At 63.8% G+C, this 12,917-nt stretch carries 15 protein-coding genes and 1 tRNA gene; 9 read left to right on the top strand and 7 right to left on the bottom strand.

The genetic code is table 11. The features are described from left to right. Positions 1-29 precede the first annotated feature (29 nt). Positions 30-668 (top strand): VOC family protein, encoded by a 639-nt coding sequence (locus tag MET2598_RS0113625; RefSeq protein ID WP_012335020.1) that lies wholly within the window; start codon positions 30-32, stop codon positions 666-668. Between the two features lie 852 nt (positions 669-1,520). After that, positions 1,521-1,913 (top strand): DUF4267 domain-containing protein, encoded by a 393-nt coding sequence (locus tag MET2598_RS0113620; protein ID WP_018261200.1) that lies wholly within the window; start codon positions 1,521-1,523, stop codon positions 1,911-1,913. A 419-nt stretch (positions 1,914-2,332) separates the two neighbouring features. Here the strand turns inward: MET2598_RS0113620 and MET2598_RS43745 are convergent, their stop codons facing one another. Further along, positions 2,333-2,593: a DUF6538 domain-containing protein gene (locus MET2598_RS43745; protein ID WP_442919009.1), complete on the bottom strand. Its 261-nt coding sequence runs from the start codon at positions 2,591-2,593 to the stop codon at positions 2,333-2,335. A gap of 995 nt (positions 2,594-3,588) precedes the next feature. Here MET2598_RS43745 and MET2598_RS0113610 point away from each other — a divergent pair. The 6 genes from MET2598_RS0113610 (at position 3,589) to MET2598_RS0113590 (ending at position 8,526) form a co-directional block, all read left to right on the top strand. After that, positions 3,589-3,903: a hypothetical protein gene (locus tag MET2598_RS0113610; RefSeq protein ID WP_018261198.1), complete on the top strand. Its 315-nt coding sequence runs from the start codon at positions 3,589-3,591 to the stop codon at positions 3,901-3,903. A gap of 1,560 nt (positions 3,904-5,463) precedes the next feature. Beyond that, positions 5,464-5,844, top strand: coding sequence for a response regulator (locus tag MET2598_RS39135; RefSeq protein ID WP_084673842.1), 381 nt, complete (start codon positions 5,464-5,466; stop codon positions 5,842-5,844). Positions 5,845-5,930: 86 nt separating this feature from the next. After that, a complete protein-coding gene (locus MET2598_RS39130) occupies positions 5,931-6,392 on the top strand; it encodes a Rha family transcriptional regulator (protein ID WP_084673841.1) in 462 nt (153 codons plus the stop codon). A gap of 123 nt (positions 6,393-6,515) precedes the next feature. Beyond that, on the top strand, positions 6,516-7,079 hold the full coding sequence (locus MET2598_RS0113600) for a recombinase family protein (protein WP_018261196.1): 564 nt from the start codon (positions 6,516-6,518) through the stop codon (positions 7,077-7,079). A 191-nt stretch (positions 7,080-7,270) separates the two neighbouring features. Beyond that, entirely contained in the window at positions 7,271-7,828 is a 558-nt protein-coding gene (locus tag MET2598_RS0113595; protein ID WP_018261195.1) for a hypothetical protein, read from the top strand. After that, positions 7,825-8,526 carry a ParB N-terminal domain-containing protein gene (locus MET2598_RS0113590; protein ID WP_084673840.1) on the top strand — a complete coding sequence of 234 codons (702 nt, stop codon included), beginning with the start codon at positions 7,825-7,827 and terminating at the stop codon, positions 8,524-8,526. The genes MET2598_RS0113595 and MET2598_RS0113590 overlap by 4 nt, the downstream gene beginning before the upstream one ends. Before the next feature lie 763 nt (positions 8,527-9,289). On the opposite strand, the gene MET2598_RS0113580 is transcribed toward MET2598_RS0113590, so the two are convergent. The 5 genes from MET2598_RS0113580 to MET2598_RS0113565 all read right to left on the bottom strand — a co-directional run bounded on the left by MET2598_RS0113580 (position 9,290) and on the right by MET2598_RS0113565 (position 11,782). Further along, complete coding sequence (locus tag MET2598_RS0113580; protein WP_036270776.1) at positions 9,290-9,499, bottom strand: hypothetical protein; 210 nt, start codon at positions 9,497-9,499, stop codon at positions 9,290-9,292. Positions 9,500-9,547: 48 nt separating this feature from the next. Further along, positions 9,548-10,762, bottom strand: a complete 1,215-nt coding sequence (locus MET2598_RS39125; protein ID WP_157182150.1) for a tyrosine-type recombinase/integrase — start codon at positions 10,760-10,762, stop codon at positions 9,548-9,550. A 69-nt stretch (positions 10,763-10,831) separates the two neighbouring features. Continuing rightward, complete coding sequence (locus MET2598_RS41070) at positions 10,832-11,188, bottom strand: DUF6538 domain-containing protein (RefSeq protein ID WP_157182149.1); 357 nt, start codon at positions 11,186-11,188, stop codon at positions 10,832-10,834. A gap of 82 nt (positions 11,189-11,270) precedes the next feature. Further along, a tRNA-Leu gene (locus MET2598_RS0113570) sits at positions 11,271-11,355 on the bottom strand. A gap of 121 nt (positions 11,356-11,476) precedes the next feature. Beyond that, positions 11,477-11,782 carry a FliM/FliN family flagellar motor switch protein gene (locus MET2598_RS0113565; RefSeq protein WP_012335018.1) on the bottom strand — a complete coding sequence of 102 codons (306 nt, stop codon included), beginning with the start codon at positions 11,780-11,782 and terminating at the stop codon, positions 11,477-11,479. A gap of 56 nt (positions 11,783-11,838) precedes the next feature. Between MET2598_RS0113565 and lipB the strand changes: the two genes are divergently transcribed. Then, on the top strand, positions 11,839-12,546 hold the full coding sequence (lipB, locus tag MET2598_RS0113560) for a lipoyl(octanoyl) transferase LipB (RefSeq protein WP_012335017.1): 708 nt from the start codon (positions 11,839-11,841) through the stop codon (positions 12,544-12,546). 63 nt (positions 12,547-12,609) lie between these two features. On the opposite strand, the gene MET2598_RS0113555 is transcribed toward lipB, so the two are convergent. Beyond that, positions 12,610-12,849, bottom strand: a complete 240-nt coding sequence (locus MET2598_RS0113555) for a hypothetical protein (protein WP_012335016.1) — start codon at positions 12,847-12,849, stop codon at positions 12,610-12,612. Between the last annotated feature and the right edge of the window lie 68 nt (positions 12,850-12,917).

Below are 12,917 nucleotides of genomic sequence, written 5' to 3'. Positions count from 1 at the left end.
AGCGCCGGGAGGGGGCCGTGAGCGCGCAGATGCTGCGGCTCGACCATTTGGTGATCGTCGCCCCGACGCTCGCCGAGGGCGAGGCGCATGTTCAGGCGTGCCTCGGGCTGCCGATGCGGGCCGGCGGCCGCCATCCCCAGATGGGCACGCACAACCTCGTCCTGCGGCTCGGGGACGACCTCTATCTGGAGGTGATCGCGCGCGACCCAGAGGCACCGGCGCCGGCCGGGCCGCGCTGGTTCGGCCTCGACGACCTGGACGCGGTGCGGGCGGCCTGGGCGCGCGGGCGGCGGCTGCGCACGCTGGTGGCGCGGACGGGGGCGATCGCCGCGGTCGCGGCCGCGCATGGCGCCCTGGTGGGGTGCCCGGCGCGGATCTCGCGGGGGGAGCGGTCCTGGCTGTTCGCCCTGCGGCCGGACGGCACCCTGCCGGAGGACGGCGCCGTGCCCAGCGTGATCGACTGGGAGGGGCTCCCGGGCCCGGCCGGCGCGATGCCGGAGGCGGGGGCGCGGCTCGTCCGCCTCGACCTCGCGCATCCCGAGCCGGACCGGATCGCGGCGCTGCACGCGCGGCTCGGACTCGTCGACCCGCCCGCCTTCCGGGCGGGCCCGGACTTCGCGCTGCGGGCGCTGGTGCGCACGCCGGCGGGGGAGCGCGTCCTCACCTGAGGGGGCTCGTTCCCGGGTGCCCGTCGGCACCATGCGTCGGGTCGCGGAACCGGGCCGCCGCGGTGCAGCGCCCGCGCCCCCAGGTGTCCGCGCAGCTTACCCCTCTGATAGAGGTCAACTCAGGACTGAGAACAACCCGGCCCTGGCTCGGCACTGCATCGCGGCCACACGGGCCGCCCGTGACTCCGCCCTGAGTTCCGCCGCTTGGTCGAGAAGTCCCTGCTCGGTCAGGTCAGCCGCAAACCGCCAAAGCTCGCCTGCAATCCAGTCGTTCTTGATGGCTCTGAAGAGCAGGTTGCCCTGAGAAGGCTGCGAGAACCCGTGCGCGTCGTGTGAAGGCATGAAGCACCCCCGTCTGGCACGTTGCTAAGCGCCACCTTCCGAGATGCGCCTGGGCCAGTAAGGCTGCAGTCGGGTGCTGGTTCCATGACAGGGCCGCCCTCAGAATGTTTATCATACCGTACCTTCGGTGGATGGTGGCCGCTCTGAGGAGTCTCATGCTGACCTCGCAGACATCGTCCGCCAGCTTGAGGTCAAGGCTGCCGGGGTCTATGCCGGCAAGGGGCGCCCTGCATGGGGGCCTGCTGAGAAGGTCAGGGAGCTTCACGCCACCGGAACGGGTCCGGCCGCCATCGGCGAGGAACTCGGCATCGGTCGCGGGTCGGTGCACCGGGCGTTGAACCCGGAAGCTGCGTGATGGTGGCTGGACAGGAGCTTGAGGCGAAGCAGGCGCCTACCTCATGCGGCTGCCAGCCTCATGCGGCCGATCGGCCTCCTTGGCCTCAGGGCGCCTGAGCACGACACCGCAGGCGCCCTCCACGGTTGACCTCGCGCAGCCGGAGGAGGGTCAGCGTGGCTTCTGCCGACCAACACCTATCCACTTCAGGGCCGAGCTTCTGGGCCGTCCTGGGCCTCGCAGCGGTGTTCTTGTGCCTGAGCGGCCTGTTCATCGCAGCCCCGACCGCCGGAGCTTCGATCTTCGGCATACCGGCTCCTGGCAATGTCTCTGATGCGTACCTGCGTGCCATCGGTTTCCGAGACGCCGCCCTGGCCCTCTATCTGGCCGGGCTCGTCTGCTTCTCCTCCAGACGTGCGGTGGGCATCGTCCTGAGCGCAACCGTCCTCATTCCGGTCTGTGATGTCGCCCTCGTCTTGTCGGTGGGCACCGCCGCCTGGTGGCAGATCGGGCTTCATGCCATTAGTGCAACTATCTTGATCGTTATGTCTATCTGGGTGCTGAGATGAGGGATGAAACGGGTGTATTGGCCGCCGTAAGCCTCTAATCTGCCTCACATGTCGTCTATTATGTGCCTAATGGCTCTCGGAGGACGGCTACGAATCTTGGGGTGCATATGTCACGTATGTGCCGCGCACTGGGCGGTTCATTCCCGGCTGCGTCACGGTTCAGTCTGTACGGCAAGGCTGACACGGCGCGTCTACGGAGGGCATGGGGCGGTCCGATCAGGTGGGCGTTGCGGAGGCCGTCCTGGGCTCGTACCGGCGCCTCGCGGGGGCTCGTGTCGAGAAGGACAGGGAGAGCCCGCTGTGCGGGCAGTTGGAGGCACGCTGGGCCATTCGCGTCAGTCACGCTCAGGGCATCGTGGACGGCTCCCACCGGGGGCAGGTGGGCTATGCCTTCGAGGGGCGGGCTGCGCAGGACGTGCTTAGCCAGCGAGGGCTGTGACTTGGCGCTGCGTGAGCGGGGACGGTCCCCTGCTTCGCGCATCCCAGACCTGCGTCGGGGCAGCGTCCGCGCCAGCCTGACGGGTCCGGGCTTCAGCCGGCTCCCTGGTCCTGAGTGAGACGAGCACCACCGCAACGATCTTCACCGTGGCAGAGGCATCGGCCACGGGGAGCGAGACTTGCAGTGCCTCAAGCTTGAGAAGGTCGGCTGGGGTGCGCTGGCGAAGATACCAGACCCCGATGCGGAGTCCGTCCCGCGGCGTGCCATCGGGACGGCCATGCGGAGGACCGCTGTGCAGGAGCGGTCAACCCCGGAAGCCAATGTCTGGCACCAACCTTTTGGCCTGCAATGGCTTTCAAGGATGGTGCGGCCGAGAGGACTCGAACCTCCACTGGCTCCAATTATCTCTTCGCAGACAATAACTTAACGTGTTGAACCAACACCACTGTGTAGGAGTGCGGTGCAGGTGTCAAGAACGGGACGACCCGTGCCTGGAGGCACTGCTTCAAGACACTGGCGCGGGCGGCCAGGATTGAAGACAGCGTGGCCGATGCCATCGTTGGACTCGCACCAGAGAGCGAAGGCTGATGGCACGGTGACGCTGGCGACGATGCACGAAGCTATGTCCCGCATCCCTATTCCGAAGTGTTAGGGCGTGAACTCAGCAAGCTTGACGTTCGCAAGGACCGCTTCCGACTCTGAAGAGCCACCCGATATGCTCTCGACGAAGGGACGCTGACAGCGGCATAGCGGACCTTTGAAGGGTCTCTGCCGCGAGTACGGGCAGCGCGGATTGATTTGGCTTAATGCGGACGCATGGATGCCCGGCTAGGATGTCCGGTCCTCACGGAGCACTCCGCCGTACCTTTCAGACCAATCGTACACTCGAACCAGCCGTGCCCCGCCACGTTGAGTCTGATGATGCCCACAGAGGAATGATGAACAATCAAGCTTGGTTCACAGTCGAACAGGCCCGCCAGACTGAAGCGTGCGGTGTCTGGCTCGACTGTATGAAATGTGGCCACAGCATCTCCATGCCGCTCGACCGGTGGCCTGCGACTATGCCTGTGAGGGATGTCGCCCGGCACCTACGATGCAAAGCGTGCGGTAGCGCGAACGTCGAGACTTGGCCGGACTGGAGTGGGTCTCGGCCACAATACGACGCCTAGGTCTGGCGCCCTGCTGGCGCGCGCAGCCAACCCATTCGCATAAGCCTCAGCACGTAACGAGAGAAGGATGGCTACCGAGGGAAGCGAGGGGCTCAGGAAGGCCTACAGGGTCCGCTCAGTGGCCGCTCAGGGCCACCTCTGGCTAATCGAACAGGACGCTGGCGAGCATATCGGCTGGCACCCTGACACAGCTCGGCATCGCCGCCAGGAAGCCCTCAGCGAGGACGCTTGGGGCTACGGCCTCATTCCTATCGGCAAGGGCGGCCACCTGATGATGACTGTCGTGGAGCGGGAGGCCCTGAGCGAGCTGCTGAAGGGCACCAGGGAGCGGCAGGCCAGGGCGTTCAACCGATGGCTAGACAGTCTTGCTCCAGAAGCTTGACCGGAGCTTACTGTTAACTCTGTTGTTGAACCAGAGTAGATGCCCGCTATATACTAGTTAGGTGCGTATTGCGGACCTAGGCAGAGTCCTCAATCAGCATATCCAGTATCAAGATGCAGCTCAGCCCAGACAGACTTAAGCTTCTATCGAAACGCCTGCTAGACTTGATGGCAATTTACTGGGATATTCTGCAGGAGGAAGGACCCGTAGATGCTGAGGTCAAGGCAGCTATCAACAGAGAGATAGCTCGGGCTGAAATTATAGCCCATATAGCTGACACTATGTCCCTCCCAGCGTCTCCGGAGGAACTGGCCGAACTCAGACGCTTAATCGAGGAGATTAAGTCATCTGAGTTGATGGTGGCTATAACAGAACATCTAATGGGGGAAGTCTAGGCAATCTCAACACTAGATGGCCCTTTAGAGCCGCCAGGGCTGACCGTACACGGCCGTTTAGAGTGTCCAGGCTACTACCCTACCTGAAATCAAGAACGGCCGTCCTAGGCCACTACCCTGGCTCCAACCATGGCCGGTCTTTCTTTGCTCGCGGCGTGGCCGACCTCCCTTGCCGTCTCAGCTACCTTTGAACACAGGACGCTCGCCCCCGGGGCCACTCAGGAGCCCGTAGAGACTCCTGACAATGACCGACACCACCACCTTCAAGTTCGCCGGCCTGGATTTCCGGTGCGTGACCACTCATCCGAGCGACCACGTCTAGATACCAGCCCCCTGCAAGCGCCGGATTGCCTCGTGGATTAAAGCGCGGTGCCTCTGCCACTCGGTCAGAGTGGCCTTGAAGATGCCGAGGAGCCGTTCGGCTTGAGCCGTGTCGCGCCCTTCAGCCCACAGCCGTTCTATCCTCAGCTCCAGCTCCGTGATGCGCCTCTCACCCGCGGCAATGTCCTGCTCGGCCTGGGCGAGGTCCGCCTTCTCCTTAGCGAGCTGCGCTTCTCATCCGGCAGGAGCATCCATGCCAGATAACCCATGTTAATCCGACGTTGTTCCCACTCCACATTGAGCGCCGGGCGCTCCGAAAGTCCGAATTTGTGATGCGGCGGTCGATGCGCGCTCACGAGGCCACGGAGCCCCCATGAGCAGTCCTGAGATTGCGGACCTAACCGTGCAGGGCTACGACTCCGATGACCCGGAGGGTTCTTCCAGTGGGCACACCAGGAGCGCCCCCGGGAGATGAAGGCGGCCATGCACCGTCACGGGACGGAGCGTGACCCTCGCGGTTACGATCCACCATCACTTCCGAGAGCGCTTCAGCACCTCAGCCGACTGAGCAATGACCCTCCGAGATTTCCTGACGTGTTCCTCGCCGTCCTCTGCGGACTTGTGCGTGGCATCAATGAGCTCTCGCGTCTGCTCAGGGGTTAGCGGCTTCACCGGTACCGAGGGGTTGGTGGGTTCGGATGGTACGTCGGGGTTCATCGGGAAGCCCCCATGGTTGCTCCTGGTATTATCGCCCGTCTCGGGCGACCTTGCCAGACGATGTCAGGAATTGCGCGCCCATGCTCGTCGGTGCGAGGGTGCTCGCAGAAGGTAGGGAGGCACCATCTTGACCAGCCAACCCCTTGCGGGATGCCGCGTGCTCGTTGTTGAGGACGAGTACTTCATCGGGGATGACCTGAAAAAGTTTCTGACGGCAGCGGGAGCGACCGTCATCGGACCTATTCCCCAAATAGACCAAGCCATGAATCAGGTTAGGGCGGGCGAACTTGAGGTAGTAGTCTTAGATATCAATCTGCGTGATGAGATGTCATTTTCTGTTGCAGACGAACTGAAACGGCGGGGCATACCGTTTGTCTTCGCTACAGGATACGACGCGTGCGTAATACCTGATCGTTTCGCAGACGTGAAGCGATGGGAAAAGCCCTATGATCTAGAAGACCTCGTCGCTGGCATCGTGGGCCTGTGCCCTAAGACGCGCTCCACATAATTGTCTGCTCGGCCGTGCGTCGCCAGGACGGAGTTTCACTGCCGTCGTCCGGTGCGCAGCCTACTTAGCCGTGCTCTGAGCCCACCATGAGCAGCCTGGAAATCGCGGACCTTACCGGGAAGGAACACCGGAGCGTGGTGAGGGACATTCGCGTGATGTGTGAGGAGCTTGGCGTCTCACTGCTCACTTTTGAGCGGTGCTATCGAGCCGGGAACGGGCGAGACGAACTCTGCTGCTACCTCCCTAAGCGAGCCGGGAAGGCAGAGGGCCCAAATGTTCGTGGCAGATACGTGAGACGGCATTCGACAGACGAGCGTTGGCCTGAAGTCCCCCGTGGGGGCTCGCGCGATGACGTGTGGGTGCGCCAGCGCGGCTTCGTACAGGCATCACTTGCCCGCGAAGACCGGGCGCGTCATGCACCGCTGCGCAGGGCTGTAGCTCCCGCGAGTGTCGCTCTGCTCCCAGCAGTGAGGAGCCCGGCGCTAGTCCGCTGCGCCGCAGGAACTGACGATGCCGACCGCCAGACAGCGCGTCTCCACCCGAGCTAGGCGCCACATCACGGTGAACCCTGTGGTGACGCTCTGAGGTGACATGCTTTGGCGTCACATCGGGGTTTGACATGCTTCGAATGTGACGCCATCTTCTAGCGGTCTTAGACCCTGAGGTGACGCATGGCTCGCATCGGATATGCTCGTGTCTCAACCCTCGACCAAGACATTGAGAGCCAGATTGCCCGGCTCAAGGCGGAAGGATGCCAGCCAGTCAGGTCGGAGAAGGTGTCAGGAGCGAGCCGGGACGGGCGGACGGAGTTGGCGGCCATCCTCGACTTCATCCGGGAGGGAGACGAGTTGGTTGTCACGCGGGCGGACCGCCTTGGCCGTGACACTCGCGACGTGCTCAACATCGTCCACGAATTGGACCAACGTGGAGCCTTCCTGACCGTCCTAGACCCACACGTCTCCACGAGTGGCGAGACTGGGCGGATTGTGCTGACCGTGCTGGGCATGGTGGCTCAGATGGAGCGCCGGTTCATCAAGGAGCGGCAGCGAGAGGGCATCGAGGAGGCGAAGGCCAAAGGCGTCTACAAGGGCGGGACACGGCGTACCGATAGAGCCGCTGTGAGAGCCATGCACGCTGAAGGTAAGGGACCAGCCGAGATTGCTAGGACGTTCGGCATCTCACGGATGCAGGTGTACCGCATCATCAGGGACGAAGCCGGACAGGCAGTGCAATGAATGTGCCCTTATGACTGTGGACATGTGGAGTTGTTCCGTCCCTGTGCGTCAGGGGACGGCCACTAATCTCAGGAGTATGAATGTCGAGAGTATGTCGCGCACCGGGTTGTTCATCCCCGGCTGAGTCACGGTTCAGTCTTTACTGCAAGGCCCATAAGGCGCGTCTACGCAGACATGGGGCGGTCGACCAGGTGGGTGTTACGGAGGCCGTCCTGGGCTCGTACAGGCGCCTCGTGAGGGCTCGTGTCGAGAAGAACAAGGAGAGCCCCCTGTGGGGTCAGTTAGAGGCGCGCTGGGCCACCATCGTCAGCCACGCTCAGGGCATCGTGGACGGCTACCATCGGGGACAGGTGGGCTACGCCTTCGAGCGACGTGCTGCGCAGGAGGTGCTGAAGCTCGCGGCCGATGTGCAACCCAAGGCGGTCGTAGAGACTGCACTGGCCATGTTCCTCCTGCTGGAGGCGGAGCCTAGACGGTTTCGGTCTGACGCTGGCTTCCGGGCTCAGCTTGTCAGGAGGGTACGCGGCCTCACGGACATGAACGTTGGGACCTACTGGGACGACGAGAGCGGGACGGTGAAGCGCGTCTACAAGGAGGTGCCACCACGGGCCATCGTCGTGATGGGGCAGTGGCTTGCAGAGGCATTCGGGGGCGCACGGACGCATATGGCGAGACTTGAGGAGAAGGATAGACAGGAGCGGGAGAGCGCTCGCCAGGACTTCCATAAGGCTCTGGAGGAATTGCGATGATGAAGTCCGAGGTTCGTACGCTTTCAATCAATGCCATTGCACGAGACATCAAATACCAAGTCAGGAAGAAGGTACATCCACAGACGGTCGAGCAGTATCGCCTAGTCTACAAATCCGGGAAGGCAATGCCTCCTGTTAAGGTGGCCTTGGTTGACGGCGTCTACGTCCTTGTTGACGGTTGGCACCGAATGGCTGCCCTGGAGCGCAACGGCCATGAGATGGTCGAGGCTGAGGTGTCGGAGATGTCTCGTGATGAGGCTCGCTGGTATGCTGCCAAGGCCAACACTGAGCACGGCCTTCCTCTGAAAAGGTCGGAGAAGAGGGAGGTATTTCGAGCCTACGTTAGGACCAATCAGCACCTTGGCAAGCGCAAGGGCACTTTCAAGTCGTATCGAGACATGGGAGCCGAACTGGGCTATCCATTCGGTACAGTGCGGACTTGGATGATGAAGGACTTCCCTAAGACTGCGCGCAAGATAGGCGGCCACGATTTCGAGGGGACTGGCGGCCTACCAGATAGGCCAGAAGTCAGTGATGCCTTACGCCACTCTGCGGACGCTTTAGAGCAACTTACCAGAGCCTTTCAGAGCACGAGCGATGCCCGGGAGCGGGGTGCCATCATCGACATGATTGAAACCGACTTGGCGAAGATGAAAGGGAGCGGGAACTGGGCCGAGAAGGAGCCTGATGATTTTTGAGTTTTCTTTGATGTTTCAGTGGCTTAAGGCGGAAGCCGTTTAGAGCGAACACTTCTAGGCAACGGCTCCAGTATTAAGCCACTGAAATCGTGTGTGTTTACTCCTTTAGGTGGGCACGTCTCCACGATTGACGACCGGGACCCCAGGGCCATCCTGAACGCTCAGTTCGGGTCGGGCATCACCACTAAGCAGGTGGATGGCAAGGTCATCATCGTCTTCCCCGGTGGGAAAGAGATGTCGTTCAAGGGAGCACTGAAGGCTGGCCTGATTAGCGTCAAGGGCGCCTGAGGAAGACACCTCACTTCCATCGTCAGCAGCCCCCTTGTGGTCTCCTACCCGCGTCTGATGCGGTTGAGAGGCGGCTAGTAGCCGTAGCGGTCTCGGGAGCGGGGGCGGTCGTAGTCTCCAAAGCGGGTGCCACGATAGCTCCGGCGCTCCTCATAGTAGCCGTAGCCACGCGGGCGGCCGTAGTCATAGCCGAAGCGCGGGCCGCGATGCCCCCAGCCTTCCCCCCGCCCCTCGTGCTTCCAATGCTTGCCGTGTCCGCTTTCGTCCTTCCAGGGGTCGGCTGATGCTACGCTTGCCGAGGCCATCAGACTCACACCCACGGCGGCAGCTAACCAAAACGCCTTCATGTCGGGTTCCTCCATCACTCTTGGCGCAAGGAACGTCAGGCAAGGCAGGCGGTTCAAACCAGACCAGCCCGGAATGTCTTCTAACCCCCGTAGCGGTCCCTCACACGGTGAGGCGATTGAGTTCAGAGTCAGGCTCTTCCCCGCTTCACGGTCTTGAACCGCTCCCGCCCCTCCATCCCGTTCCACTCCTCCGTGAGGGCACAGGCCTGCTGCTTCACCACGAAGGAGGCGGCCAAGGCCCATCCGTCATCGCGGTCCAGCACGTCCCACACGCTGCTGGCCTCGAACAGGAGAGCGTTGAACTCGGCCACTGGGTCGAAGGGCTCAGGGCTGGTCATCATCCCACCAGGCGGCGCCACCACGACCAGGGGCGCTGTATCACGGGCTCACTCTCCGGGGGAGGCAAGGCCCTGGTCAGGCGCTCTGCCTGCTCCCGCCGGTGGTCCGCTGCCAAGATTGTACCTGGGAAACCGCTCCATCGCACCTGCCAGCATCAACAGAGAGGGCGTCTCGTACTGCCTTCCGACCGTAGCTACACGATGCCCCGTGATGGCATCCCTGATGCGCTCCTCAATCCCAGCCCCTAGAGCCCGCGTCTTCCACGTGTGACGCCAGCCATGGTTGGGGTCCACCTCAGTGTCTAGCTTCACGGCCTCTCGGACCCACTTCGCAACCTTCTGTGCTCTGAGTTCGCCAGGGGGCGTGCCGTTAGCCTTCGTGTGTCGCTTTGGATCGTAGAACAACGGACCTGTGCCCTTAGCCTTCACGAACCTTAGGAAGCCTTGTTCGACTAGATGGGGGTGGACAGGCACGGTCCGCGGGCGCCCGCCCTTGGTAACTCTTAGGTCCACCACAGGGACAGCACCTTCCTCACGGACGTCCTCTGCCCGGAGGTGAGTGAGTTCGGAGATGCGGGCGCCCGAGTAGGCGGCAAGCCAGGGGCACCAGCGTTTCGCTGCTGAGAAGGTAGGGTTCCTGGGGTCATCCGGGACGCTCAGAGCTGCCTTCAGGATGGCCGAGACCTCAGCTTCGCGGAACGTCCGTTCCCTTGCAGCGACACGCTTTGGCTCATCAAGGCGGACACCGCTCACAGGGTTGGTATCGACCAGCTTCCCGGCTGGGCGAGACATAGCCCACTTAAAGATGGAGCTTGCGGCCACCAAGTCATTCTTGTTAATCGCACGCACGCTCACACCCTCACTGTCCCGACGATGGACAGCCCAGGCGTAAACCTCATCTGGAGTCAACATGCGGGCATCCCCGCCCTTGGTGAAATCTGCTAGAGACCGGAGGCTAGCGCGGTACCGCTTGAGCGTGTTTGCTGCCTTCTTATCTTCCTGGTAAGCGAACCACCGCTCGTACAGGTCTGAAACTGTGAGAGCGTCCCGAGAGCCTGCGTGCTTCACCTCCGGTGCTTGAGCCTGTGCGGGAGGAGTCCACTCAGGGAACCGGGAGGCTTGTGGGTCGGGGCGGTAATCCCCATCCGCGTTTCGCCCAAGCTGCTCCGAAGCCTGCACCAGGGCACGGTCTACCGCTTCGATGAGACGGGTCCTGCTGGCCTCATCGGTGACCACGCCCTTGGCGGTGAGAAGGCCGTCCACACTCTCACCGACCCACTGTTCAAGCTTGCCCGCATCACGGGCTTGGCGGTGCAGGCGAAGCACCTGCTGTCAGACTTCAGGCTCACCCGGCTCATCAGAGAGCGTGCCCACGAAATCGTGGTAGGCGATGCCAGCGAGGGCTGTGATTTGGCGCTGGGTGAGCGCGGTCGGTCCCCTCCTCTGTGCATCCCAGAACTGCTTCAGGGCAGCGTCCGCAACAGCGTGACGGGTCCGGGCTTCAGCCGGCTCCCTGGTCCTGAGCGAGACAAGCACCATCGCACCGATCCTCACCGTGGCTAACGTATCGGCCACGGGAACAGTGACTTGGTGTCCCTTGAGATTGAGAAGGTCGGCGGGGGTGCGCTGTCGCAGATACCAGACCCCCGATGCGGGGTCTTTCCAAGGGCGTGCCATCGTGAGGGCCATGTGGTGGACCGCTGTGTAGGAGCGATCAACACCCTAAGCCATTGTCTGGCACCAACCTTCTGGCCCGTAAAGGCTCTCAGGATGGTGCGGCCGAGAGGACTCGAACCTCCACTGGTTGCCCAACTAGCACCTCAAGCTAGCGCGTCTACCAATTCCGCCACGGCCGCGGAGCGCTTCCTCGTCGGCAGAGCCGGCGGTTCGGGGGTGAAACCCGTCGAAGCGGCGCAGCCAATAGCAGATCGAATCCGGGGTCACAAGCGTCCCGGACCGAAAATCGTCCGGGCCGGATCACGGCGGGGTCGGGGCCTCGCTCAGGAGGGCGCCGGCGCCCTCGCCGACGCGCACGCCGGGCTCGCGCACCACGTCGGCCTTGCGGATCAGCTCCGTCACCTCCACGGAGATGCGGTTGCCCGTCACCACGATCTGCCCGCGGGCGATCGGGTGGTCGTTGGCCAGGATATCGACCATATCGGAATCGGTCGCATCGAGTTCGATCACCGCGCCGCGCCCCATGCGCAACAGCATGTGGATCGGCATCCGGGTCCGGCCGAGCACGACCGTGAGATCCACCTTGAGCTCTTCGAGAACCGCCACGTGCTCCGCCCCGCCACGCCACACGGATCCGAGCTTTTCGCCAAGAGGGTGAAGCCTTGGTAAACGCCCGCCTCTCCGTGCTGCCGCACGCCCTGCCGCCCCCGCCCGGCGCGCCGCCCGTCGAGTGGGCGGTGAGCGAGGGCCTCACCGCTTACCGGGAGGCCGAGGCCGCCATGGAGGCCCGCGCCGCCGCCATCGCGCGGGGCGAGGCGCGCGAGCGCGTCTGGCTGGTGGAGCACCCGCCCCTCTACACGGCCGGCACTTCGGCCAAGGAGGCGGACCTGGTGGCGCCCGACCGCTTCCCGGTCCACCGCACCGGGCGGGGCGGGCAATTCACCTATCACGGGCCGGGCCAGCGGGTGGCCTACGTCATGCTCGACCTCAACCGGCGCCGGCCCGACCTGCGGCTCTACGTGGCGGCCCTGGAGACGTGGCTGATCGCCACCCTCGACGCCTTCACGGTGCGGGGCGAGCGGCGGGAGGACCGCGTCGGCGTCTGGGTGCGCCGGCCCGAGAAGGGGGAGGGGGTCGAGGACAAGATCGCGGCGATCGGGATCCGGGTGCGCCGCTGGGTGACCTTCCACGGCATCAGCCTCAACGTCGAGCCGGACCTGACCCATTTCGACGGGATCGTGCCCTGCGGGGTGCGGGCGCACGGGGTCACGAGCCTCGTCGATCTCGGCCGCCCGGTGACGATGCCGGAGGTGGACGCGGTGCTGCGCGCGCGCTTCGAGGAGGTGTTCGGCGAGACGATCCTCGCCTGAGGCGCCGCACCCGCGCCGAGGGCGCCCAACCCGCGCCGGGGCGCCGGATTCGCGCCGGGCGGATCAGGTGCGCTGCGCGCCCGCGTTGCTCGGGGCGGTGTGGTCCGGGTCGGCGGGCCGGGGTGCCGTGGTGCCGGTGGTGCCCGGATCGGCGGGCCTGACCCGCTCGGGCAGGGTCTGAGCCGGGGCCGGCATGTTCGGCGCCTGCTCGCGGCTCTTCTGCGGCGTCTCCGTCGCCTGCGCCAGCATGGCCGCTCCGAGCAGGCTCAGCACCAAGGTCGTTCGTCGGTTCATGAGCTTCATGACAGGTGTTCCTCCGATCTGTCCGAGTAATGGCCGGCGCCGACCTCCGGTTCCGAGCGGCCGGACCG

The organism is Methylobacterium sp. WSM2598, from assembly GCF_000379105.1.
Taxonomy (GTDB): domain Bacteria; phylum Pseudomonadota; class Alphaproteobacteria; order Rhizobiales; family Beijerinckiaceae; genus Methylobacterium.
The sequence above is the reverse complement of the archived record's forward strand: the minus strand, read 5'-3'. Positions and strand labels throughout refer to the sequence as shown.

Excerpts from the sequence above, each read along its gene's own strand:
- MET2598_RS0113625 (WP_012335020.1), top strand. The coding sequence starts at position 30 with ATGCTGCGGCTCGACCATTTGGTGATCGTCGCCCCGACGCTCGCCGAG.
- MET2598_RS0113610 (WP_018261198.1), top strand. The coding sequence starts at position 3,589 with ATGGCTACCGAGGGAAGCGAGGGGCTCAGGAAGGCCTACAGGGTCCGC.
- MET2598_RS39130 (WP_084673841.1), top strand. The coding sequence starts at position 5,931 with ATGAGCAGCCTGGAAATCGCGGACCTTACCGGGAAGGAACACCGGAGC.
- MET2598_RS0113600 (WP_018261196.1), top strand. The coding sequence starts at position 6,516 with ATGGCTCGCATCGGATATGCTCGTGTCTCAACCCTCGACCAAGACATT.
- MET2598_RS0113590 (WP_084673840.1), top strand. The coding sequence starts at position 7,825 with ATGATGAAGTCCGAGGTTCGTACGCTTTCAATCAATGCCATTGCACGA.
- MET2598_RS0113580 (WP_036270776.1), bottom strand. The coding sequence starts at position 9,499 with ATGACCAGCCCTGAGCCCTTCGACCCAGTGGCCGAGTTCAACGCTCTC.
- MET2598_RS41070 (WP_157182149.1), bottom strand. The coding sequence starts at position 11,188 with ATGGCCCTCACGATGGCACGCCCTTGGAAAGACCCCGCATCGGGGGTC.
- MET2598_RS0113555 (WP_012335016.1), bottom strand. The coding sequence starts at position 12,849 with ATGAAGCTCATGAACCGACGAACGACCTTGGTGCTGAGCCTGCTCGGA.